Source organism: Streptomyces sp. NPDC088923, assembly GCF_044749745.1.
GTDB lineage: Bacteria > Actinomycetota > Actinomycetes > Streptomycetales > Streptomycetaceae > Streptomyces.
Map to the genome: position 1 here is coordinate 494,468 of NZ_JBIVIO010000004.1, position 22,036 is coordinate 516,503.

Sequence of the window (22,036 nt, forward strand, 5' to 3'; positions counted from 1 at the left end):
CGCCATGAACTCCACCGCAGGCACCACGGGACGACTCCTGTGGGCCGGGCTGCGCGCCCTGCTCGTCCTGACCGTCGTCACCGGGGTGCTCTACCCCCTCGCGATCACCGGCGTTGCCCAGGGCCTCTTCCACGACAAGGCCAACGGCTCCGAGATCGAGGAGAACGGCAAGGTCGTCGGCTCCGCGCTCATCGGCCAGCGCTACGACCTCCCCGCGAAGAAGGGCGAGGACACCCCCCGCCCCGACCCGCGCTTCTTCCAGCCGCGCCCGTCCAACGGCCTCGGCACGAACAGCGTCAACACGCGGTACAAGCTCACCCTCTCGGGTGCGACGAACCGCTCGGGTGACAACAAGGAGCTGATCAGCTGGGTCCGGGACGCCAAGTCGGCCGTCGTACGGGACAACTCGGTCCCCGGCCACCCGGTGGACCCCGCCGACGTCCCCGCCGACGCCGTCACCTCCTCGGGCTCGGGCCTGGACCCCGACATCTCCCCGGAGTACGCCGCCCTCCAGACTCGCCGCGTCGCCGAGCGCAACGACCTGCCGCTGAGCAGGGTCCGGGCACTGGTCGAGGCCCACACGACCGGGCGGACGCTGGGCTTCGCGGGGGAGCCGAGGGTGAACGTCCTGGAGCTGAACGCGGCGCTGCGGGAGGCGGCCCAGCACTGACCCGCACCACAATCCGACCCGCGCGCAAAATGCGACCCGCACCAAAAACCAGCCCCTCTGGGGGTACCTCCCGGCCGAAGGCTGGGGGAGCTTGAGGAGCGGGGCCCGGGGCGGAGCCCCGAACAGGGGATGCGGGGGCGAAGCCCCCGCAAGGGGCCCGGGGCGCAGCCCCGGGCCTCCCTCCACCGGTACGCCCATTGGCGGTGCCGCCACCCCGACGGGAAGGGCATTGACCTGCGCACCTGCCGCAAGATCTACTCTGACGGGGCCGCCCGCCAAGGGCCCGCCCCCGACGAGAGGAGGAGGACGCGTGCGGATTCTGATCAGCGCCGACATGGAGGGCGCCACGGGGGTCACGTGGCCCGGGGACGTCCTGCCGGGGACCCCGCTCTGGGAGCGGTGCCGGCCGATGTTCACCTCCGACGTCGACGCCGCCGTGCGCGGCTTCTACGACGGCGGCGCGGACTCCGTGCTCGTCAACGAGGCGCACTGGTCGATGCGGAACCTGCTCATCGAGCGGATGGACGAGCGCGTCGAGATGCTCACCGGCAAGCACAAGGACCTCAGCATGGTCGAGGGCGCGCAGTACGAGGGCGCCCGCGCCGCCGACGCGATCGCCTTCGTCGGCTACCACGCCGGGGCCGGAATGGAGGGCGTCCTCGCGCACACCTTCCTCGCCAATCAGATCACCGGCGTGTGGCTCGACGGGCGGCGCGCGAGCGAGGGCCTGCTGAACGCCGCGCTCGTCGCCGAGTACGGCGTCCCCGTCATCCTCGTCACGGGCGACGACCTCGCGTGCGAGGACGCCGAGGGATACGCGCCCGAGGCCCGCAAGGTCGCCGTCAAGGACCACGTCTCCCGGTACGCGGCGATCTGCCGCACCCCCACCCGTACCGCGAAGGACATCCGCGCGGCGGCGAAGGAGGCCGTCGCGCTCGCGGGCCGCCGCGAGCCCGTCCCCGCCGCGCCGCACACGATCGACGTCGAGTTCGACGCCGCGCACCTCTCGCAGATCGTCACCTCGGTCCCCGGCGTCACCCGCGCGGGCGAACGCAAGGTCTCCTTCGAGAGCCCGACCATGTACGAGGCGTACCGCACCTTCAAGTCGGTGTGCTCGATCGCCTCGGGAGCAGTGGAGGAGCAGTATGGCTGAGCAGCAGACCCCCGCCGCCGAGGGCCCGGACGCCCTCTCCCTCGACGAGGTCGTCACCTACACGTCCGACCTCATCCGCATCGACACCACGAACAGGGGCGGCGGCGACTGCCAGGAACGCCCCGCCGCCGAGTACTGCGCGGCCCGCCTCGCCGGGGCCGGGCACGAGCCCGTGCTCCTGGAGCGCACCAAGGGCCGCGCCAACGTCGTCGTACGCGTCCCCGGCACCGATCCCACCGCGCCGGGGCTCCTCGTCCACGGCCACCTCGACGTCGTGCCCGCGCAGGCGGCGGACTGGAGCGTCGACCCCTTCTCGGGCGAGGTGCGCGACGGACTCGTGTGGGGGCGGGGCGCCGTCGACATGAAGAACATGGACGCGATGATCCTCGCCGTCCTCAACTCCTGGCACCGCACGGGGGTACGGCCCCGGCGGGACGTCGTCGTCGCCTTCACCGCCGACGAGGAGGCGAGCGCCGAGGACGGCTCCGGGTTCCTCGCCGAGGAGCACGGCCACCTCTTCGAGGGCGTCACCGAGGGCGTCAGCGAGTCCGGGGCCTTCACCTTCCACGACGGCTCGGGCAACGAGCTGTATCCCATCGCCGCGGGGGAGCGCGGCACCGCCTGGCTGGAGCTGACCGCGCGGGGACGCGCGGGGCACGGCTCCAAGGCGAACGCGGAGAACGCCGTGAGCCGCCTCGCCGCCGCCGTCACCCGCATCGGCGCCCACAAGTGGCCCGTCCGCCTCACCCCCGTCGTGAGCGCCGCACTCAAGGACATCGGCGCGGTCTACGGACTCGAAGCCGACCTGGACGCACCGGACTTCGACGTCGACGCCTACCTCGCCAAGCTCGGCCCGGCCGCCTCGCTCGTCGCCTCCACCGTCCGCAACAGCTCCAACCCCACGATGCTGAACGCCGGTTACAAGGTCAACGTGATCCCCGGCAGCGCCACGGCGATGATCGACGGCCGCTTCCTGCCCGGCCACGAGGACGAGTTCCGCGCCACGATGGACGAACTCACCGGGCCCGACGTCGCGTGGGAGTTCCACCACCGCGAGACCGCTCTGACCGCCCCGCTCGACTCGCCCACCTACGCGCGGATGCGGGCAGCGGTACGGGAGTTCGCGCCCGAGGGCATCCCGGTCCCGTACTGCATGTCGGGCGGTACCGACGCGAAGCAGTTCTCGCGCCTCGGCATCACCGGCTACGGCTTCTCGCCGCTGCGGATGCCGCCCGGACTCGACTACAACGCGCTCTTCCACGGCGTCGACGAGCGCGTCCCCGTGGACGCCCTCCACTTCGGCGTCCGCGTCCTGGACCGCTTCCTGCGCACCGCCTGAGCCGCGAGGCACCGCACCCGCCGCACGCACGCACCTTCCGAGAGAGGCACCCATGGGCAGCACCCCCGCCGAACTCCCCTACGGCACCTGGCCGTCACCGATCGACGCGGCGACCGCCGCGAGCCACGACGGCTCGCCCGACCACCTCGGCCACATCGGTGAGGAGTTGTGGTGGACCGCGCCCCGCCCCGCCGAGGGCGGTCGCAGGACGCTCGTGCGGCGACGCGCGGACGGCACCGAGGAGAGCGCGCTGCCCACGCCGTGGAACGTGCGCAACAGCGTGATGGGGTACGGGGGTTTCCCGTGGACGGGCCGCACGGGCGCGCACGGGCCGCTCGTCGTCTTCACGCACTTCGGCGATCAGCGCCTGTACGCGGTCGAGCCGGACGCCCCCGACAGCGAGCCGCGCCCGCTCACCCCGCTCTCGCCCCTCGGTGGTGGACTGCGCTGGTGCGAGCCGGTGTTCGCCCCCTCGGGTGACGAAGTGTGGTGCGTACTGGAGGAGTTCACGGGTGAGGAGCCGACCGACCTGCGGCGCGTGCTCGCGGCCGTGCCGCTCGACGGCTCGGCGGCCGAGGACCGCACGGCGGTGCGCGAACTGACCGACGAGGCACACCGGTTCGTCACCGGGCCCAAGCTCTCCCCGGACGGCACGCAGGCCGTGTGGCTCGCCTGGGACCACCCGCGCATGCCGTGGGACGGTACCGAACTGCGGCACGCGAGCATCACCCCCGAAGGCACCCTCACCGACGCCCGCACGCTCATCGGCGGGCCCGGGGAGGCCGTCGCGCAGGCCGAGTTCACGCCAGAGGGGGCACTCCTCGCGGCGACCGAGCGCGGCAACTGGTGGAACCTGCACCGCGTCGACCCCGCGAGCGGCGAGGCGATCAACCTGTGCCCGCGCGAGGAGGAGACCGGCGGCCCGCTGTGGAAGGCGGGGATGCGCTGGTTCGCCCCCCTCGAAGGCGGGCTCGTCGCGATGCTCCACGGGCGCGGCGGCAACGCGCTCGGCATCCTCGACCCCGCCGCGGGAACCCTCGTGGACGCCGTCGGGCCCTGGACCGAGTGGTCCCCGACGCTCGCCGTGCACGGCAGCCGCGTCGCCGGGATCGCCGCCGGGCCGGTCTCGGGTGCCGAGATCGTCGAACTCGACACCGGCACCGGACGCGCCCGCGTCGTCGCCGCGCCGCACCACGACGCCGTGGACCCGGCCTACTACCCGGTCGCGGAGGAGCGCGTCTTCACCGGCCCAGGGGGCCGCGACATCCACGTCCACCTGTACCCGCCGCACCACCCCGAGGCCACCGGGCCCGCCGGGACACCCGCGCCGTACGTGATGTGGGCGCACGGAGGGCCCACCGGCTACGCGCCGTGCGTTCTGGACCTGGAGATCGCCTACTTCACCTCGCGCGGCATCGGCGTCGCGGAGGTCAACTACGGCGGCTCCGCGCACTACGGCAAGGAGTACCGCGAGCGGCTGCGCGAGCAGTGGGGGATCGTGGACGTCGAGGACTGCGCCGCCGTCGCCCAGGCCCTCGCCGACGAAGGGCTCGCCGACCCCGAGCGCCTCGCGGTGCGCGGCGGCAGCGCGGGCGGCTGGACCACGGGCGCCTCGCTCGTCTCCACCGACGTCTACGCCTGCGGCACGATCCTCTACCCGATCCTCGACCTCACGGGCTGGGCCACGAGCGGCACGCACGACTTCGAGTCGCAGTACCTGGAAGGACTCATCGGCCCGCTCGCCGAGGTCCCCGAGCGGTACGAGGAACGCTCGCCCGCGAACCACCCCGAGCGGGTCGGCGCGCCCTTCGTCCTCCTCCAGGGCCTGGACGACCCCATCTGCCCGCCCGTGCAGTGCGAACGCTTCCTCGCCGCGCTCGCGAGCGCCCCGGGCGGCGGCGTCCCGCACGCCTACCTCACCTTCGAGGGCGAGGGCCACGGATTCCGCAGGCTCGACACCCTCGTCCGCGCCCTGGAGGCCGAACTCTCGCTGTACGCGCAGACGTTCGGCTTCGAGGCGACGGGCGTGCCGCAGCTGGAGCTGCGCACGGCGGAGCAGCGGTGAGCCTCGTCCCGCTCACCCGCCCCGCCCGGCTCGTACCCGGCGCGCGCGTCGCGGTCGTCGCCCCGAGCGGCCCCGTACCCGAGGACCGGCTCAAGCAGGGGCTCGACCTCCTGCGCGAGTGGGGCCTCGACCCCGTCGTCGGCCCGCATGTCCTGGACAGGCACCCGGAGTTCGGGTACCTCGCGGGCACGGACGCCGACCGCGCGGCGGACCTTCAGGCGGCCTGGTGCGACCCGTCCGTGGCCGCCGTGCTGTGCGCGCGCGGGGGGTACGGGGCGCAGCGCATGAGCGACCTGCTCGACTGGGACGCGCTGCGCGCCGCGGGGCCCAAGCCCCTTCTCGGCTTCAGCGACATCACCGCGCTCCACGAGGACTTCGCGACCCGCCTCCACCTCGCCACGCTGCACGGCCCGATGGCCGCGGGGATCGACTTCCTCCACCACGAAGCCGCCCGCGCCCACTTGCGCGCGAGCCTCTTCGCGCCCGAGGCCGTCCAGGTCCTGCACGCCGCCGAAGGCGCCCGCGCCCTTGTGCCCGGGCGGGCGGAAGGCGTCACCTTCGGCGGCTGCGCCTCGCTGCTCGCCGCCGAACGCGGCACCCCGCACGCGCGGCCGAGCGGCGCGGGCGGCCTGCTGCTCCTGGAGGACGTCGGCGAGGAGGCGTACCGCCTCGACCGCATCCTCACGCAACTCCTGCGCACCGGACTGCTCGACGGGTTGCGTGGCATCCTCCTCGGCTCCTGGGAGGGGTGCGGCCCGTACGAGAGCGAGATCCGGCCGCTGCTCGCCGACCGGCTCGGCGGTCTCGGCGTGCCCGTGATCGAGAACTTCGGCTTCGGCCACGGGAGCGGCGCGCTCACGATGCCGCTCGGGGTCCGGGCCGTGCTGGACGCGGACGCGGGGACGCTGACGCTCGCGGAGCCCGCGCTGGCCTGAGGCTCAGCCGCGCGCCTCGTCGTCGAGCCCGGCGCGGGCGAGGCGTTCGAGGAGCGCGATGGCCTTGTGAACGTCCGGGCGCTCCTCGGGGCGGACGACCTCGTCGATGGCACGCGCGAGGAAGGCGGCACGGCCCGCGAGCAGCCGCTCGATCAGCTCGGCGGCCGAGGGGGCCGCGCTGGTGAGCTTCTTGCGGCCGTCCGAGGGGTCGGGCTCGGTACGGACCAGCCCGGCGGCCTTGAGCGCGGTGAGGCTCTGCGCGATGGACTGCGCGCTGACGTGGTCGAGCGCGGCGAGCCGCGCGGCGGTCACCGGCCCCTCGCGCACGACGCTCGCGAGGACGGTGAGCTGGGTGGGGGTGAGGCCCGTCGCGTGCTGACCCGACTCGGTGCGCAGCCGGGCGCGGAGCCGCCGGATCGCGTCGTTGAGGCGCTGGGCGGTGTCGGCGGTGGTGCCGGTGGCGCGCGCGGCGGCAGGCGGTGGGGCCGAGGCGGACTGCGGGGCGGAGGGCCGGGGCGGGCGGGACATGCGGGCAGGCTAAAAATGCGCAAGAAACTTGTCAAGATTCTTGTGCGTCCGCACCCTCGTGACGCCGGCGCCGGTAGCACCGTCAGCCCCGCCCGTCGCGCGGACCGAACGCCGAGAGTGCCTCCAGGTCGCCCACCTCGGCACGCAGATACCCCTCCGCCCAGGCCCGCGCGTCCGGGTACGCCGAGCCCGCGACCACCGCCTCGATCGCCGCCGGTACGTCCACGGGGGTGTGCCGCAGCGAGACCTGCCCGTCGCGCAGGAGCACCCAGGAGCCTCCGGGGCGGCCGTACGGCATTCCGATGCTGCCCGGGTTGACGACGAGGCGCCCGCCGACGAGCCGCGCGAAGGGCATGTGGGTGTGCCCGCACACCACCGTCCGCACCTCCGCGGGCAGCCCGGCGAAGACCTCCGCCCACTTCGTGGGCCGCGTGTCCACGAGCACCACTTCCTCGTCGTCGCGGGGGGTGCCGTGGCAGAACACGACGGGACCGAAGCCCGCGACCTCGCGCACCACCGGGTGCGGCAGGCCGTCGAGCAGGGCGAGGTGGGCGGGGGCGAGTTGCCGGGCGGCCCACAGGTCGACGGGCCAGGCGGTGTCGGCGGTGAGGGTGCCGCGCGCGAGGCCGACGAGTTCACGGTCCGCGTTGCCCCGTACGAGCAGGGCGCGCTCCCCGAGGGCCGCAAGACGGTCCAGGACCGCGACGGGCTGCGGACCAGCCGCCAAGTCGCCCGTGAAGACCAGGAGGTCGGCCTCGCGGACCTCCGGCTCGGCGAGGACCGCCTCCAGGACGGGCAGGACGCCGTGGACATCGGAGAGGACGGCGACGGAGTGTGGGGTCATCACCTCATGCTCGCCGGGCGCTCCCCGGATTCCAAGCCCCGGCGTGGGCCCGGGGCGGGGAGTACGCCGAGGGCAAAGAGCGCGGCGCGGACCTCCGTGTGGCTCGCGGCGTGCGTGTGCGCGGCCGGGAGCGCGTCGGCGCCGTACGCGGCGGTGAGCCCGATGACGCGGCACCCGGCCGCGCGCGCCGCCTCGGCGCCCGCCGGGGCGTCCTCGACGGCCACGCACGCCCGCGGTGGCACGCCGAGCCGGGCGGCGGCGAGCGCGTAGCAGTCGGGCGCGGGCTTTCCCCGTACGACGTCCTCGCCGTACACGCGCACGCGCGGCAGCGGCAGACCGGCGGCCGCGAAGCGGGCGGGGACGGTGGCGCGGCCGCCCGAGGTGACGAGCGCCCACGACACCCGCGCGGCCTCCAGCGCGGCGAGCAGCCCGCCCGCCCCGGGCACGGGCGGTACGGCGTCCCCCTCCGCCGCCAACAGTGCGTCGAGCAGGCGTCGTTCGGCCGTCGGGTCGAGCGAGGGCGCCGCCGCGCGGACCGTGTCCTCGGGGCGCCTGCCGAAGGTCAGCGGCCACACCGCCTCCGGGTCGAGCCCGTTCCGTACCGCCCACGTGTCCCACACGCGGCGGTGCAGGGCCGCCGAATCGAGGAGAACTCCGTCCACATCGAGGAGTACGGCTCGGGCCGGGGGAGTGTCGCGCATGTGCGTGAGCCTGCCATGGACCGCGCGGGCTTTGCTAGCGTGCGCCGGTGACCGAAGGACTCGTACACCCCGCGCCCGACACCGCCGCCTTTCCCGAATTCCCGCTCGCTCCCGCCCCGGCCCCTGCCCCCGTCCTCGCCGAGGGGCCCCGCACGACCCTGCACGCGCTGCGGCACGCGGACGGGCCCGCGTTCGTCTCCCGCGTGCGCGAGAGCCGCGCCCTGCACCACCCCTGGCTGTCGATGCCCGACGACGCGAACGCCTTCGCCGCCTACGCGGACCGTCTCAGCGAGCCCGCGCGGGCCGGATTCCTGCTCCGTACCCGCGCGGACGGCGCCCTCGCCGGTTTCGTCAACATCAACAACATCGTGCACGGCGCCTTCCGTTGCGGCGCGCTCGGCTACGGGGCCTTCGCGGGCGCCGAGGGGCGCGGCCTCATGACCGAGGGGCTCGGTCTCGTCGTCCGCTACGCCTTCACCGCGCTCGGCCTCCACCGCCTGGAGATCAACGTCCAGCCGGAGAACGCCGCTTCGTGCGCGCTGGCCCGTCGGCTCGGCTTCCGCCACGAGGGCCACTCGCCCGACTTCCTGTACGTCGACGGAGCCTGGCGCGGGCACGAACGCTTCGCGCTCACCAGCGAGATGGCGCTTTTGGGCGTGTGACGTCAGCCGCGCCGCTTCCGGTTGACCTTCATCGTGTCCAGGTCGGTCACCGCCGCTCGCAACTCGCCGCAGTGCAAGCCGCGTTCCCGCAGAACGTGCTCCAGGCGCTCCTCGGCGAGCGCGGCGGCCATCTCCTCGCCGTCCTCCGCGTCCGAGCGCAGTTCGACACGGAAGGAGAACGCCTTCAGCGTGCGGTCGTAGGAGAGCGAGCCGTCCGGCGTGAACCGCATCGCACCGAGACCGTCCGCCTCCGCGAGCCCGGCCCGCAGCGTCTCCCGCTCGGCCTCGTCGCGCGGCGCCCACACTCCTCGCAGGGTCACGCGGTAGGTGTGCCGCTCGTTCTGCGAGCCGGTGGGGAGGGCGGGGCTGCTCATGGTGCCTTCTCGGAAATCGGGGTGAAGCGTGCCGCGCCACCGTAGAGGATGGGCCCCATGCGACGCACGGTGATAATCGACGCGCCCTCCAACCTCGGCCTCCGGCCCCCGGCGCCCGGGGAGGTGCCCGGCTGCCACGGCCTCGCGGCGGCGCTGCGCGCGCGGGACCTGCCCCGGCGGATCGGCGCCCACGACGGGGGCGTCGTCCCCGCCCCCGCGTACGGCAGAGGCGACTGGCGCCCGGGCGACGGCGTCTTCCACGCGCCGCAACTCGCCACGTACACCCGGCGGTTGGCGGACCGGATCGGCGCGCTTCTCGACGCGGGCGACTTCCCCGTGGTGCTCGGCGGCGACTGCGCCATCCAGCTCGGGGCCTCGCTCGCGCTGCGCCGCAGGGGTCGCTACGGGCTCCTCGCCGCCGACGCCTCGGCCGACTTCCGTCACCTCGGCAACGCGCCCGCCGTCGGCGCCGCGGCGGGCGAGGAGGTCGCGATCGCCACCGGGCGCGGGCAGGCGGACCTCGCGGACATCGACGGCCTGCGGCCCTACCTGCGCGAGGAGGACATCCGCTACGCGGGCATCAGGGACGGCGACGTGGACATCCCCGAACTGACCTCGCTCGGGATGGGCGTCGTCACGGTGGCCGCGCTGCGCGAGCGGGGCCCCGGGGCGGTCGGCGCGGCGCTCGCGGAGGAACTGGGCGGCGGGGGACGGGCCGGGTACTGGGTGCACTGCGACGCGGACGTACTCGACCCGGCCGTCATGCCGGCCGTGGACAGCCCCGACCCGGGCGGACTGGAACCGGGCGAACTCGCCGACCTGCTGCGGCCCTTGCTCGCGCACCCCGGCTGCGTCGGCCTGAACGTGACGATCTACGACCCGGACAAGGACCCGGAGGGGACGGCGGGGGACACGCTGGCCGACCTGCTGGTGGCGGCGTTCCCGCGGGGCTGAAGCGACTCCTTCCGCTGCCCGTACCGCCCCGGCTCCCCGCTGAATCGAGGGCGTCCCCGCGCCCCTGCTCCGGGCACTTGACCTTGACACCGTGGCAAGCCCTTCACTGGGGGACTCGACGACAAGCCCTTCAGGGGCGGGGAGGCGGAGTGCCATGACCATGCCCGGAGCGGTTCCCCGCACGACACGGATCGTGCGGGCGCTGGCGAGCGACGACGGGTCCGTACGGCTGCGGGCGGCGCTCGCGGCGGGTACGCACCCCGACCCGGCGTACGTCGGCACCCTCGTGGCGCGGTGCGCGGTCGAGCCCGAGTTCGGCGTGCGGGAGATGCTGACGTGGGCGCTGATCCGGCACCCGGACACGGCGACCGTGCCACCGCTCGTCGCCGCCTTGCGCGCGGAGCCCGCGCAGGCGCGCGCCCAGGCCCTGCACACGCTCTCGAAGATCGCCGCGCGGGGCACGTGGGAGGCGATCACGCCCGCCCTGCTGGACGACCCGGACGACGAGGTGGCCCGCACCGCGTGGCGCGCGGCGGTCGGCCTCGTCCCCGAGGGCGAGGAGGCCGCGCTGGCCGTAGCGTTGTCGGCACAGCTCGGACGGGGCGACCCCGACGTGCGGCTCAGCCTGAGCCGGGCACTGATCGCGCTCGGCGAGGCGGCGCTGCCGGTCCTCGCGCAGCGGGAGAGGGCCGCGGACCCGGAGGTGCGCGCGCACGCCCTGGCCACGGAACGGCTGCGCCAGGACCCCTCGCTCGGCTTCGCCCCCGCGATCGAGGCGGTGAAGCGCGTCGTCGCGCTGGGACCGGACGGCCCGGCGGGCCGGGACGAGCGGTGAGGGCCCCCGGGCGCCGGGGGCTCGGAAGCGGGGCACGACGACGGCCGCGACGGCCCGGAGGAGCGGGGCACGGTGCTGATCGGTGAGCTGGCGCGGCGCTCGGGCGTCAGCGCCCGCATGCTCCGGCACTACGAAGCGCTCGGCCTCCTCCGCCCGCGGGGCCGTACCGGCTCCGGCTACCGCGAGTACGTGGCCGACGACGTGCGGCGCGTCTTCCACATCGAGAGCCTGCGCTCGCTCGGCCTGTCGCTGCGCGAGGTGGGCCGTGCGCTCGACGACCCGGACTTCGCTCCCGCGCGCCTCGTCGAGGAACTCGCGCGGCGGGCGCGGGAGCGCATCGCGGCGGAGACCGAACTGCTCACCAGGCTCGACCGCATCAGGGCCGCCGGACCGGCCGACTGGGACGACGTCCTGCGCGGCGCCGCGCTGCTGCGGGCGCTGGGCGCGTGGAGCGCGGACGCCAGGCAGCGGGCGGCGCTCGCGTCGGCGCAGGGCGGCCCCGTACCGGCGGAGGTGCTCGCCGACGCGGTGCTGCGCGAGCCGGACCCGTACGTGGCGGGGGCGCTGCGCTGGGCGCTCGCGCGGGCGGGCGAGAACGCGCTCGCGCCGCTGGCCCGGGGCCTGGACGCACCGGAGGCGGAGGTACGGGAACGAGCGGCGCGCTCCCTCGCGGCGCTCCCGGCCGACCACGGGACGACGGCGCTGCTGCGGGAGGTTCTCGACCACCCCGACGCCGACGTGCGCGACCACGCGGCGTTGGCGCTGGGAGCGCGGGGACACGCGGAGGCGGTGCCCGCGCTCGTGGCGATGGTCGCGGCGGGGCGGCGGGATGTGGATGCGGGGGAGGCGTTGAGCCGCTTGGCGGGTGGGGGAGGAGGAACGGGGACGGGTAGTGAGGGTGGGGTGGGTGGTGAGAGTGGTGCGGTGGGTGGCGGCGCGGGGGCCGGCGGTGACGCCGCCGTGCGCGAGCGCGTCGCGGGGCTGCTTGCCGGGTGCGTCGTGCCGGGGGATGCGGAGGCTCCGGTGAGGCGGCGGATCGCGCAGGCCCTCGCGGACATCCCGGGCGAGTCCGCGAGGCGGACTCTCACCGCGCTCACGCGGGACGACGACCGGGGGGTCGCGGTCACGGCGGCGTACGGGCTGGGGCGGCGGGGGAGTGGTGGGGCGGGGTGAAGAGGGGTGGGGCGTGCGCGCGTGCCTTCGTACGGGGCGGTGAACAGCCCCCTCCCGCCCGGGGGGCGACCCCTATACCAGTCTCCCAAACCCGCACCCCCCACCCCCGCCCTCCCGCCACATCTGTGGACAACTTCGGCGAACTCGTACACCGCCTCACCGGAAAGAGTGAGACGTTGCGCGGGTTCGCCGAAGTTGTCCACAGGCGCGAGGTGGGTGAGCGCTCACTCACCTGCCCGAGAGGGCCGCCGCCGCCCTCGGCAGCCGTCCTCCTCCGCCCCTCTCATCCCCGTCCCGCCCCACCCCGGTCGGCGTACTCGAAAACGCTCCCGTCCTGGTGCAGTGCCACCAGCGTGCGCCCCGCCGGGGAGCCGATGGGCCCCGCCAGCACGCGTCCACCCGAGGCCAGGAGCGCGACCGCGGCCTCCTCCACGTCGGGGACCGCGAGCGTCGCCCGTACCTGGCGCAGCACCTCGATCTCGGCCGCCGGGCCGCTCATCAGCAGGAAGCAGCCCACGGCGGCGACCGAGACGTTCCCGCGATCGAAACGCTCGGCGGGCCGGCCGACGAGCCGTTCGTAGAACGGGACCGTGCGGTCCAGGTCATCGACGCAGACGCGGAGCGTGGTACCCAGAATCTCCATGGGTCCGAGCCTAGTTGGCGCGACCGCGCGAGGTGATCGTTTCCGGCCGCCGACCGCTTTCCCGGCCCGGGCCCGCCCCGTCGCCCGCGATGCCCCGCCCGCCTCCCCGCTACCGCGCACGGCACCGCGACCGGGCCCCGCCCCGCTCGCCGCGCGCGATGCCGCGTCCCTTTCCATACTGGGAGAATTGGGAGAAACGCCCCGGGTGCACGTTTGCCCGTCGTACCCCAGGGGACCCGAAGAGCCGCGCCTGTGCACGACCCGTGCACCCCGCGTACGAAAGCGTACGAAAGGAGCCACCATGCCGAGTGAAACCGGCACCGCCACGCCGCTCGACCCGGAGAACCTCGACGCACTCGCGGAACTCGGCCAGCAGTTGCGGGTGGACTCGGTGCGTGCGACCGACGCCGCCGGCTCCGGGCACGCGACCTCGTCGATGTCCGCGGCGGATCTCGTCGCCGTGCTCTTCGCCCGGCACCTGCGCTACGACTTCGACGCCCCCGACCTGGCGACGAACGACCGCTTCGTGCTCTCCAAGGGCCACGCCTCACCGGTCCTCTACGCCGCCTTCAAGGCCGCCGGGGCCGTCAGCGACGAGGAACTGCTCACCTTCCGCAAGGAGAGCAGCCGCCTCGACGGGCACCCCACGCCGCGCATCCCCTGGGTCGATGTCGCGACGGGCTCGCTCGGCCAGGGCCTCCCGGTCGGCGTGGGCCTCGCGCTCACCGCGCGTGACCTGGACCGTACCGACAGCCGGGTGTGGGTCCTGTGCGGGGACAGCGAGATCGCCGAGGGCTCCGTGTGGGAGGCGGCGGAGGCCGCGGGCGCCCTCCACCTCGACGGCCTCACCGCGATCATCGACGTCAACCGCCTCGGCCAGCGCGGCCCCACGCGCCACGGCCACGACCTCGACGCGTACGCCCGCCGCTTCCGGGCCTTCGGCTGGCACACCATCGAGATCGACGGCCACGACGTCCACGAGATCGACGCCGCCTACCAAGAGGCCGAGTCCACGCGCGGCGAACCCACCGTGATCCTCGCCCGCACCATCAAGGGCCAGGGCGTGCGCGCCGCCGCCGACCACGAGGGCCTGCACGGCAAGCCGCTGAAGGACCCCGAGGGCGCCATCGCCGAACTCGGCGGCGTCCGCGACATCCGCGTCTTTGTCCAGAAGCCGAAGGACTCCCCGGGCCAGCGCAACCCCGCCACCGCCCCCCTCGCCCTGCCCCGCTGGGACAAGGGTGGCGACGAGGTCCCCACACGCGACGCCTTCGGCGAGGCCCTCACCGCGCTCGGCACCTCCCGGCGCGACGTCGTCGTGCTCGACGGCGAGGTCGGCGACTCGACCCGCGCCGAGTTCTTCGCGAAGGAACACCCCGAGCGGTACTTCGAGATGTACATCGCCGAGCAGCAGATGGTCGGCGCGGCCGTCGGCATGGCGGCGCGCGGCTGGCGGCCCTACGCCGCGAGCTTCGCCGCCTTCCTCACCCGCGCCCACGACTTCATCCGCATGGCGGCGGTCAGCCAGGTCAGCCTCGCGCTGTGCGGCTCGCACTCGGGCGTCGCGATCGGCGAGGACGGCCCCTCGCAGATGGGCCTCGAAGACCTCGCGATGATGCGCTCCGTGCACGGCTCGACGGTCCTCTACCCGGCCGACGCCAACGCCGCCGCGCACCTGACCGCCGCGATGGCCGACACCGAGGGCATCTCCTACCTGCGCACCTCGCGCGGCGCGAGCCCCGTCCTCTACGGGCCCGACGAGACGTTCCCGGTCGGCGGCTCCAAGACGCTCCGCTCCGGCAGCACGGACAAGCTCACCCTCGTCGCCGCGGGCCAGACCCTCCACGAGGCCCTGGCCGCCGCCGACCGGCTCGCCGCCGAGGGCATCGCGGTACGGGTCGTGGACCTGTACTCGGTCAAGCCCGTGGACCGCGAGACGCTGTGGAAGGCCGCCGAGGAGACCGGCTGCCTGGTCACCGTCGAGGACCACCACCCCGAGGGCGGCATCGGCGACGCCGTCGCGTCCGCCTTCGACGACGGCCGCCCCGCCCCGCGCCTGGTCCGCCTCGCCGTACGCAACATGCCCGGCTCGGCCACGCCCGAGCAGTGCCTGGCGGCGGCGGGCATCGACGCGGACGCCATCACGGCCTCGGTCCGGATGCTGGTGAACTGAGGGCGTCGCGCGCGGGGCGCGCCGGCGGTACGGGTACGGGGACGACGCCGACGCGCCCCCCGCCCCGCCCCGGACGCCCCGTGCCCCGCCCCGGACGCCCCGTGCCCGGCCCCTGACTCGGCCGGCCGGGCCGCCGCTGCCTCACACCCGGCAGAGGATCTCCCCGTGGAGCACCCCGAACCACGCGTCCGGGCTTTGCCCCCACTCCCGCCACGCCGCCGAGATCGCGTCGAGCCCGGCGGCGTCGGTGTGCCCGCCGCTCGTCGCGCGCTCCGCGTACGCCGAGGCGAGGGTGCGGTCCGCCCACAGGCCGCTCCACCACGCCACCTCGTCCGGCTCCGCGTAGCACCACGTGCTCGCCGACGACGTGACCTCGGTGAAGCCCGCCTCACGGGCCCAGGCGCGCAGCCGCCGCCCCGCGTCCGGCTCCCCGCCGTTGCCGCGCGCCACCCGCTCGTACAGGCCGAGCCAGTCGTCGAGCCCCGGCACCTCGGGGTACCACGTCATCGCCGCGTAGTCCGCGTCCCGTACCGCCACGATGCCGCCCGGCTTCACGACCCGCCGCAGCTCCCGCAGCACGCCCACTGGATCGCCCACGTGTTGGAGCACCTGGTGCGCGTGGGCGACGCAGAAGGTGTCGTCGGGATACGCGAGCGCGTGCCCGTCCCCGGTCGCGAAGTCCACGTTGCCGAGCCCGAGCCGCTCCGCCTCCGCGGCCGCCTTCGCGAGCACCTCTCGGGAGGCGTCGATCCCGGTGACGTGCCCCCGCGGCACGAGCGCGGCGAGGTCCGCGGTGATCGTGCCCGGGCCGCAGCCCAGGTCGAGCACCCGCATGTGCGGCTTGAGGTGCGGCAGCAGGTAGGCCGCCGAGTTCCCGGCGGTGCGCCAACTGTGCGAGCGGAGCACGGACTCGTGGTGGCCGTGTGTGTAGACGGCGGTCTCGGCGGGGGTCTCAGCGGTTTCTCGCATGACGGAACTCCTTCGGTCCCGGAGGATTCGGTGCGTTCACGCTACGCCGCATGTCGCTTGGTGAGACGGGCGTCTTGCGATACGAGACGAGCGCCTTCCGGGACCGAGGGAGCCGCCCTCACACGTCTATCGGCCGGTACACCGTCAACGCCTCGTGCATCTTGTCCAGTTCGACCACGCTGCCCGCTTCCGCCACCTCGCCGTCGTGCGCCAGCGGCGTCCCCGGCTCGATGCCCGTGACGCGCAGGCGGTGGAGGCGGCGGGCGGCGTGGAAGGGGGAGCGGGTGAGGGGGCCGGCCAGGGCCGCGCCGAGGAGGCGGGCCGAGGGGCGGCCTCCGCCCCGTACCGTGCGGACGTCCAGCAGGCCGTCGGCCAGGTCGGTGCGGCGGCCCGCGGTGAGCCCCGGGCGGCCGTAGAGGCCGTTGCCCGCGAAGAGGAGCCACAGCGGTTCGCGGTGGCCGCCGATGTCCGCGAGGAGCGGGCGGTCGCGGCGCAGCACGTGCACGGCCGCCACCACGTCGGCGAGCCGGCCGCCGAGCTTGCCCGACCACTTCTCGCGCTCCCGCACCAGCTCCGGGTACACGCCGAGGCTGAACGTGTTGAGGAAGAGCCCCGAGGCCCAGCCGTCCTCGGCGTCGCGGCACTCGGTGCGCCAGCGCCCCACGTCCACGAGCACCGCCTCGCCCAGCTCGACGGCCCGGTAGGCGTCCCGTACATCCTCTATCCCGAGGTCGTACGCGAAGTGGTTGAGCGTTCCGCCGGGCAGCACGACGAGCGGCAGCCCGTGCCGCAGCGCGACGGCCGCCGCCGTGTTGATCGAGCCGTCACCGCCGCTGATGCCGAGCGCCGTCGCCCGCCGCGCCGCCTTCTCCAGCTCGTCCGCGAGCGCCGGGCCCTCGCACTCGACGACCTCCGCCTCGGGCAGCGCGTCGCGCAGGCTCCGTACCCGGTCGGGCGAGCCGGCGCGCGTGTTCACCACGACGACGAGCCCGGCCCCGCGCGGCAGCCGGGGCGCGCCCACGGTGAGGCGCGCGGGCACCGGCATCTGGGCGCGCGTGGGCACGAGACCCCGTACGGCGAGTGCCGCGCCGACGCCGAGCGCGGCGCCCGCGAGGACGTCGCTCGGGTAGTGGACCCCCGTGTAGACGCGCGAGGCGGCGACCGAGAAGGCGACGGGGGCGACGAGGGCGCCGAGCGCGCGGGACTCCAGGGCGACCCCGGCCGCGAAGGCGGCGGCGGAGGCGGCGTGCCCCGAGGGGAACGAGGTCGTCAGCGGCTGGCGCTTGAGCTGCCGTACGAGCGGCACCGCGTCGCGCAGCGGCCGGGCGCGGCGCACCGCGCGCTTGCCGATCGTGTTGACGGTCGCCGAGGCGAGCCCGAGCGAGACGAGGCCGCGCACGGCGGCGCGGCGGGCGCGCGGGGAGCGCGTCGCGTAGAGCCCGGCCCCCGCGGCGAACCACAGCACGCCGTGGTTCGCGGACCGGCTCAGCCGGGGCAGCACCTGCTCGGCGCCCGGCCAGCGGTGGGTCGCTGCGACCCGGAAGACGGTGGAGTCGAGCGAGGTGAGCCGGTCCCGCCAGGGCGAGGGTGTGACGTCTGCGGTCATGGCGCACACGTACCCCGACCGCCCCGCCTCACCCCTGGCGACCTGCGCGGGGCGACCCGAAATGAGTTTGCCCGGCACCCGGACGGACGCGGACAATGCCCGGCATGGGACATCTCGAAGCCGGTCACGTGGAGTACTTCCTTCCCGACGGGAGGCCGCTGCTCGGGGACGTGTCGTTCCGCATCGGCGAGGGCGTCGTCGCAGCCCTCGTGGGTCCCAACGGGGCGGGCAAGACGACGCTCCTGCGCCTGCTCTCCGGTGAACTCCAGCCGCACGGCGGCGCGGTCACCTCCAGTGGCGGGCTCGGCGTCATGCCGCAGTTCGTCGGCTCCGTACGCGACGAGTCCACCGTGCGCGACCTGCTCGTCTCCGTCGCCCAGCCGCGTATCCGCGAGGCCGCGCGCGCCGTGGACGAGGCCGAGCTCGCGCTCATGACCGTCGACGACGAGGCCGCGCAGCTCGCGTACGCGCAGGCCCTCTCCGACTGGGCGGAGGCGCGGGGCTACGAGGCCGAGACGCTGTGGGACGTGTGCACGGTCGCCGCGCTCGACATCCCCTACGAGCGGGCGCAGTGGCGCCAGGTGCGCACGCTCTCCGGCGGCGAGCAGAAACGGCTCGTGCTCGAAGCGCTGCTGCGCGGCCCCGACGCCGTCCTCCTCCTCGACGAGCCGGACAACTACCTCGACGTGCCCGGCAAGCGCTGGCTGGAGGAACAGCTCGAACAGACCCGCAAGACCGTCCTCTTCGTGAGCCACGACCGCGAACTCCTCAACCGCTCCGCGCGCCGCATCATCAGCGTCGAGCCCGGCGCGGACGGCGCCGAGGTGTGGACGCACGGCGCCGGTTTCGCCACGTACCACGAGGCGCGCAAGGAGCGCTTCGAGCGGTACGAGGAACTGCGGCGCCGCTGGGACGAGAAGCACGCGCAGCTCAAGAAGCTCGTCCTGGACATGCGCCAGTACGCGAAGAACAGCGACGCGATGGCCTCGCGCTACCACGCGGCGCAGACGCGGCTGCGGAGGTTCGAGGAGGCCGGCCCGCCGCCCGAGCCGCCGCGCAAGCAGGAGATCACGATGCGGCTGCACGGCGGGCGCACCGGGGTGCGCTCCGTGACGTGCGAGAAGCTCGAACTGACGGGGCTCATGAAGCCCTTCGACCTGGAAGTCTTCTACGGCGAGCGCGTCGCGGTCCTCGGCTCCAACGGCTCGGGCAAATCGCACTTCCTGCGCCTCCTCGCGGGCGAGGACGTCGCGCACACGGGGACGTGGAAGCTCGGCGCCCGCGTCGTCCCCGGGCACTTCGCGCAGACCCACGCGCACCCCGAACTGGAGGGACGCACACTCCTCGACATCCTGTGGAACGAGCACGCGAAGGACCGGGGCGCCGCGATGTCACGGCTGCGCCGCTACGAGCTGACGGGACAGGCCGAGCAGCGCTACGAACGCCTCTCCGGCGGCCAGCAGGCCCGCTTCCAGATCCTCCTGCTCGAACTGGAGGGCGTGACCGCGCTCCTCCTCGACGAGCCGACGGACAACCTGGACCTGGAGAGCGCCGAAGCCCTCCAGGAGGGACTGGAAGCCTTCGAGGGCACGGTCCTCGCCGTCACGCACGACCGCTGGTTCGCCCGCTCCTTCGACCGCTACCTCGTCTTCGGCGAGGACGGCCGCGTCCGCGAGACGCCCGAGCCGGTGTGGGACGAACGGCGGGTCGCGCGGGCGCGGTAGGAGGAGGCGGGCCGCGGCGGTACGGGGGTGGTGGCGGGCGTACCGGCGCGGCGCGGGGGCCCGCCTCGTGCCCCTGCCGCTCCTGCCCCCGCTGTTCCCCGCCCCGGGCGCACTCCCGGTGCGGGCCGCGCGCGGGCACGGCACAGTGGGGGAGTGGGCGGTGGCGAGCGGCGGGACGCGGGCGGGAGCGGCGACGGGGCGGGCTTCCTCGCGTCCTTCCCGGCGGGTTCCGGTTTCGCGCCCGCTCCCGGGCTGCGTGAGCGGCTCGCGGCGCCGGCCGCTCGCGCGGACGTCGTGGCCGCCGCGTGCGGATACTGGGAGCGGCGCGGGCTCGGTACGGAGCCGGGCCGGGTGCTGCTCGCGCCGGGCGGGGCCGCCCTGCTCCTCGCGCTGCTCGCCGCCCGGGGCGGCGATGTCCTCGTACCGCGCCCCTGCGCCGCCTGGTGGCTGCCGCAGGCCCCTCTGCTCGGGCGCACCGCCCACCCCGTGCCCACGCCGGCGGAGTACGGGGGCGTCCCCGACCCGTACGCGCTCCTGGAGACCGTGCGGCGGGTGCGGCGCGAGGGCGGCGATCCGCGCGTGCTCGTCCTCGGCCTCGTCGACGACCCGACCGGGACCGTGCCCGAGCCCGAGGCGGTCGACGCGGCCCTCGAAGCGGCGGCCGGGGGCGGGCTCACCGTCGTCGTCGACGAGACGCTGCGCGACACCCGGCACTCCCCGCACCACCTTGTCCCGGGCCCCGCGCGCGCCCATCCGGACGACGTCGTCGTCCTGACCGACCTCTCCGGGGCGCTGCTGCCCGCCGACTGGCCCCTCGCCCTGGCCCGTTTCCCGGCCACCCCCGCGGGCCTCGCGCTGCGCGCCCGTACCGCCGACGCGCTCACCGTGACGGGCGCCCACCCGGCCGCACCGCTCCTCGCCCCCGCCGCGCACGCCCTCACCGAACCGGCGGCGCCACGCGAGCGGACCCGCGCGATCGCCCACGCGCACGGCCTGATCGCCCGTGCGGCCCACGCGCGCGCCACGGCGGCGGGGGCGTTCGCGCTGTCGCCGCGCGCCGGGCACTCCCTCCTCGTCGACCTCGGCCCCTTCCGTGAGGCCCTCGCCGCGCGCGGCGTACTCGACGCCCTCGACCTCGAAGCCGACCTCGGCGCGCGGCTCCCCTTCCCCGTGCACGGCGGCCACCGCTTCGGCGATCCGCTCACCGCGCTCCGCCTGCGCGTGCCGACCGCGGGGCTGCTCGGCGCCTCACCCACCGCGCGCGAGCCCGCGCTCACCGCCCCGGACCCGCTCGCCTTGCCGGACCCGCGCCGGGCCCTGAGCATGTTCGAAGCCGTCCTGCGCGACCTCGCCGCCGCCGAGCCGCCGCACGCCCCGACAACGAGGCGCCGGCGCGGCGGCACGGGCACGGACTCGGGCACGGATTCGGGCCCAGGCGCGGGCACGGACTCGGACGCCGGTGGTGGCAGCGACGCCCGCACCGGGAAGGGAGTGGAATGAACGTGGGCCCCCGCGCGATGCCGGCCGTCCGGTGCCAGGGCCCGGGGGCTGCGCCGGGGGCCGGAAGGCGGCCGGGGGCGGGCGCTCCGGTGAGAGCGACCGAGGCCGCGGCCGGTGAGAGCGAGGGCCTCGGATGACCCCCGCGCCGCCGAATCCCCCGCGACCCCCCGCACGCCCGGCGGCTCCCCCGCCGGCCGAGCCCCGCCCGCTCGGCGAACGCCGCGTGTGGCCACGGGACTTCCGCGACCGGCTCAGCGCGCCGCTGCCCGGGCTGCGGGAGTACGCGCGGCTGGTGCGCGAGGGCGCCGTACGACCGGCGCCCGCAGGGCTCGTGGACGTGCCGCGCATCCCGTGCGCGCCCGCGCCGCCGCCGGTGCCCCGCCCCGGTGAGCTGGCCGTCACGTGGGCCGGGCACGCGAGTTTCGTCGTACGGATCGGCGGGCTCACCGTGCTCACCGACCCCGTGTGGTCGCGCCGCATCCTCGGCACCCCCGCCCGCGTCACTCCCGTCGGCGTGCCGTGGGACTCGCTCGGCCGCGTCGACGCTGTCGTCCTGAGCCACAACCACTACGACCATCTCGACGCCCCCACGATGCGCCGCCTGCCCCGGACGACGCCCGTCTTCTGCCCCGCCGGGCTCGCCCCATGGTTCAGGCGGCGCCGCTTCACGCGGGTCACCGAACTGGACTGGTGGGAGGCCGCCGTCCTGGACGGCGTCCGCTTCGACTGCGTACCGGCGCACCACTGGTCCAAACGCGGCCTGGGCGACACGTGCCGCAGCCTGTGGTGCGGCTGGGTCCTCACCGCTCCCGACGGCCCGCGCCTCTACTTCGCGGGCGACACGGGCTACGGCCCCGCCTTCACCGAGATCGGCCGCCGCCTGCCCGGCATCGACCTCGCGCTCCTCCCGGTCGGCGCCTACGACCCGCGCTGGTGCCTGGGGGACGTGCACTGCGACCCCGAGGAGGCGGTACGTGCCGCGGGCGACCTCGGCGCGGCCCGGATGGCCCCCATGCACTGGGGCACCTTCCTGCTCTCCGCCGAGCCCGTGCTCGAACCGCTCCTGCGCACGCGCGCCGCCTGGCTCGCGGCGGGGCGCCCTCGCGCGGATCTGTGGGACCTGCCGGTGGGGGCCTCGCGCGTCCTGGAACGGCTGCCGGAGAGCGGGACGGGGACGCGGTGAACCCT

20 protein-coding genes are annotated in these 22,036 nt (G+C 75.3%); 13 read left to right on the forward strand and 7 right to left on the reverse strand.

The window, feature by feature from the left end; all coding sequences use genetic code 11:
* The first annotated feature begins 4 nt into the window (after positions 1–4).
* The 5 genes from ACIP4O_RS20080 to ACIP4O_RS20100 all read left to right on the forward strand — a co-directional run bounded on the left by ACIP4O_RS20080 (position 5) and on the right by ACIP4O_RS20100 (position 6,162).
* Complete coding sequence (locus tag ACIP4O_RS20080; RefSeq protein ID WP_401576132.1) at positions 5–670, forward strand: potassium-transporting ATPase subunit C; 666 nt, start codon at positions 5–7, stop codon at positions 668–670.
* A gap of 310 nt (positions 671–980) precedes the next feature.
* Positions 981–1,823 (forward strand): M55 family metallopeptidase, encoded by an 843-nt coding sequence (locus ACIP4O_RS20085; RefSeq protein ID WP_401576134.1) that lies wholly within the window; start codon positions 981–983, stop codon positions 1,821–1,823.
* Positions 1,816–3,162 (forward strand): M20/M25/M40 family metallo-hydrolase, encoded by a 1,347-nt coding sequence (locus ACIP4O_RS20090; protein ID WP_401576136.1) that lies wholly within the window; start codon positions 1,816–1,818, stop codon positions 3,160–3,162. The genes ACIP4O_RS20085 and ACIP4O_RS20090 overlap by 8 nt, the downstream gene beginning before the upstream one ends.
* Positions 3,163–3,214: 52 nt before the next feature.
* On the forward strand, positions 3,215–5,227 hold the full coding sequence (locus tag ACIP4O_RS20095) for a prolyl oligopeptidase family serine peptidase (protein ID WP_401576137.1): 2,013 nt from the start codon (positions 3,215–3,217) through the stop codon (positions 5,225–5,227).
* On the forward strand, positions 5,224–6,162 hold the full coding sequence (locus ACIP4O_RS20100) for an LD-carboxypeptidase (RefSeq protein WP_401576139.1): 939 nt from the start codon (positions 5,224–5,226) through the stop codon (positions 6,160–6,162). The genes ACIP4O_RS20095 and ACIP4O_RS20100 overlap by 4 nt, the downstream gene beginning before the upstream one ends.
* 3 nt (positions 6,163–6,165) lie before the next feature.
* Here ACIP4O_RS20100 and ACIP4O_RS20105 read toward each other — a convergent pair whose 3' ends face one another.
* From ACIP4O_RS20105 to ACIP4O_RS20115, 3 genes are all read right to left on the reverse strand, one after another.
* Positions 6,166–6,690, reverse strand: a complete 525-nt coding sequence (locus ACIP4O_RS20105) for a MarR family winged helix-turn-helix transcriptional regulator (protein WP_401576141.1) — start codon at positions 6,688–6,690, stop codon at positions 6,166–6,168.
* An 82-nt stretch (positions 6,691–6,772) separates the two neighbouring features.
* On the reverse strand, positions 6,773–7,534 hold the full coding sequence (locus ACIP4O_RS20110) for a metallophosphoesterase family protein (RefSeq protein ID WP_401576143.1): 762 nt from the start codon (positions 7,532–7,534) through the stop codon (positions 6,773–6,775).
* Entirely contained in the window at positions 7,534–8,235 is a 702-nt protein-coding gene (locus ACIP4O_RS20115) for an HAD-IA family hydrolase (protein ID WP_401576145.1), read from the reverse strand. The genes ACIP4O_RS20110 and ACIP4O_RS20115 overlap by 1 nt, the downstream gene beginning before the upstream one ends.
* A 47-nt stretch (positions 8,236–8,282) precedes the next feature.
* Here ACIP4O_RS20115 and ACIP4O_RS20120 point away from each other — a divergent pair, with 47 nt between their 5' ends.
* Positions 8,283–8,897: a GNAT family N-acetyltransferase gene (locus tag ACIP4O_RS20120; protein ID WP_401576147.1), complete on the forward strand. Its 615-nt coding sequence runs from the start codon at positions 8,283–8,285 to the stop codon at positions 8,895–8,897.
* Between the two features lie 2 nt (positions 8,898–8,899).
* Here ACIP4O_RS20120 and ACIP4O_RS20125 read toward each other — a convergent pair whose 3' ends face one another.
* Positions 8,900–9,271, reverse strand: a complete 372-nt coding sequence (locus ACIP4O_RS20125) for a DUF6204 family protein (protein ID WP_401576149.1) — start codon at positions 9,269–9,271, stop codon at positions 8,900–8,902.
* A gap of 57 nt (positions 9,272–9,328) precedes the next feature.
* Here ACIP4O_RS20125 and ACIP4O_RS20130 point away from each other — a divergent pair, with 57 nt between their 5' ends.
* The 3 genes from ACIP4O_RS20130 to ACIP4O_RS20140 all read left to right on the forward strand — a co-directional run bounded on the left by ACIP4O_RS20130 (position 9,329) and on the right by ACIP4O_RS20140 (position 12,233).
* Complete coding sequence (locus ACIP4O_RS20130) at positions 9,329–10,225, forward strand: arginase family protein (protein ID WP_401576151.1); 897 nt, start codon at positions 9,329–9,331, stop codon at positions 10,223–10,225.
* A 154-nt stretch (positions 10,226–10,379) separates the two neighbouring features.
* Positions 10,380–11,060 carry a HEAT repeat domain-containing protein gene (locus ACIP4O_RS20135; RefSeq protein WP_401576153.1) on the forward strand — a complete coding sequence of 227 codons (681 nt, stop codon included), beginning with the start codon at positions 10,380–10,382 and terminating at the stop codon, positions 11,058–11,060.
* A gap of 72 nt (positions 11,061–11,132) precedes the next feature.
* Entirely contained in the window at positions 11,133–12,233 is a 1,101-nt protein-coding gene (locus tag ACIP4O_RS20140) for a HEAT repeat domain-containing protein (RefSeq protein WP_401576154.1), read from the forward strand.
* Between the two features lie 283 nt (positions 12,234–12,516).
* On the opposite strand, the gene ACIP4O_RS20145 is transcribed toward ACIP4O_RS20140, so the two are convergent.
* On the reverse strand, positions 12,517–12,876 hold the full coding sequence (locus ACIP4O_RS20145; protein ID WP_401576156.1) for a VOC family protein: 360 nt from the start codon (positions 12,874–12,876) through the stop codon (positions 12,517–12,519).
* 301 nt (positions 12,877–13,177) lie between these two features.
* Between ACIP4O_RS20145 and ACIP4O_RS20150 the strand changes: the two genes are divergently transcribed.
* A complete protein-coding gene (locus ACIP4O_RS20150) occupies positions 13,178–15,049 on the forward strand; it encodes a transketolase (protein ID WP_401576158.1) in 1,872 nt (623 codons plus the stop codon).
* 141 nt (positions 15,050–15,190) lie between these two features.
* Here the strand turns inward: ACIP4O_RS20150 and ACIP4O_RS20155 are convergent, their stop codons facing one another.
* Both ACIP4O_RS20155 and ACIP4O_RS20160 read right to left on the reverse strand, forming a co-directional pair.
* Positions 15,191–16,018, reverse strand: a complete 828-nt coding sequence (locus tag ACIP4O_RS20155; protein WP_401576160.1) for a class I SAM-dependent methyltransferase — start codon at positions 16,016–16,018, stop codon at positions 15,191–15,193.
* 118 nt (positions 16,019–16,136) lie between these two features.
* Positions 16,137–17,624 carry a bifunctional phosphatase PAP2/diacylglycerol kinase family protein gene (locus ACIP4O_RS20160; protein WP_401576162.1) on the reverse strand — a complete coding sequence of 496 codons (1,488 nt, stop codon included), beginning with the start codon at positions 17,622–17,624 and terminating at the stop codon, positions 16,137–16,139.
* A 104-nt stretch (positions 17,625–17,728) separates the two neighbouring features.
* Between ACIP4O_RS20160 and ACIP4O_RS20165 the strand changes: the two genes are divergently transcribed.
* The 3 genes from ACIP4O_RS20165 to ACIP4O_RS20175 all read left to right on the forward strand — a co-directional run bounded on the left by ACIP4O_RS20165 (position 17,729) and on the right by ACIP4O_RS20175 (position 22,031).
* Positions 17,729–19,348, forward strand: a complete 1,620-nt coding sequence (locus ACIP4O_RS20165) for an ABC-F family ATP-binding cassette domain-containing protein (protein WP_401576164.1) — start codon at positions 17,729–17,731, stop codon at positions 19,346–19,348.
* 153 nt (positions 19,349–19,501) lie between these two features.
* Complete coding sequence (locus ACIP4O_RS20170; protein ID WP_401576166.1) at positions 19,502–20,848, forward strand: hypothetical protein; 1,347 nt, start codon at positions 19,502–19,504, stop codon at positions 20,846–20,848.
* A 133-nt stretch (positions 20,849–20,981) separates the two neighbouring features.
* Entirely contained in the window at positions 20,982–22,031 is a 1,050-nt protein-coding gene (locus ACIP4O_RS20175) for an MBL fold metallo-hydrolase (protein WP_401576168.1), read from the forward strand.
* The last annotated feature ends 5 nt before the right edge of the window (positions 22,032–22,036 follow it).

Coding starts and splice junctions, on each gene's coding strand:
- ACIP4O_RS20135 (WP_401576153.1), top strand. CDS start 10,380: ATGACCATGCCCGGAGCGGTTCCCCGCACGACACGGATCGTGCGGGCG.
- ACIP4O_RS20110 (WP_401576143.1), bottom strand. CDS start 7,534: ATGACCCCACACTCCGTCGCCGTCCTCTCCGATGTCCACGGCGTCCTG.
- ACIP4O_RS20115 (WP_401576145.1), bottom strand. CDS start 8,235: ATGCGCGACACTCCCCCGGCCCGAGCCGTACTCCTCGATGTGGACGGA.
- ACIP4O_RS20165 (WP_401576164.1), top strand. CDS start 17,729: ATGGGACATCTCGAAGCCGGTCACGTGGAGTACTTCCTTCCCGACGGG.
- ACIP4O_RS20175 (WP_401576168.1), top strand. CDS start 20,982: ATGACCCCCGCGCCGCCGAATCCCCCGCGACCCCCCGCACGCCCGGCG.
- ACIP4O_RS20090 (WP_401576136.1), top strand. CDS start 1,816: ATGGCTGAGCAGCAGACCCCCGCCGCCGAGGGCCCGGACGCCCTCTCC.
- ACIP4O_RS20080 (WP_401576132.1), top strand. CDS start 5: ATGAACTCCACCGCAGGCACCACGGGACGACTCCTGTGGGCCGGGCTG.
- ACIP4O_RS20150 (WP_401576158.1), top strand. CDS start 13,178: ATGCCGAGTGAAACCGGCACCGCCACGCCGCTCGACCCGGAGAACCTC.
- ACIP4O_RS20130 (WP_401576151.1), top strand. CDS start 9,329: ATGCGACGCACGGTGATAATCGACGCGCCCTCCAACCTCGGCCTCCGG.
- ACIP4O_RS20125 (WP_401576149.1), bottom strand. CDS start 9,271: ATGAGCAGCCCCGCCCTCCCCACCGGCTCGCAGAACGAGCGGCACACC.
- ACIP4O_RS20105 (WP_401576141.1), bottom strand. CDS start 6,690: ATGTCCCGCCCGCCCCGGCCCTCCGCCCCGCAGTCCGCCTCGGCCCCA.
- ACIP4O_RS20160 (WP_401576162.1), bottom strand. CDS start 17,624: ATGACCGCAGACGTCACACCCTCGCCCTGGCGGGACCGGCTCACCTCG.
- ACIP4O_RS20145 (WP_401576156.1), bottom strand. CDS start 12,876: ATGGAGATTCTGGGTACCACGCTCCGCGTCTGCGTCGATGACCTGGAC.
- ACIP4O_RS20155 (WP_401576160.1), bottom strand. CDS start 16,018: ATGCGAGAAACCGCTGAGACCCCCGCCGAGACCGCCGTCTACACACAC.
- ACIP4O_RS20095 (WP_401576137.1), top strand. CDS start 3,215: ATGGGCAGCACCCCCGCCGAACTCCCCTACGGCACCTGGCCGTCACCG.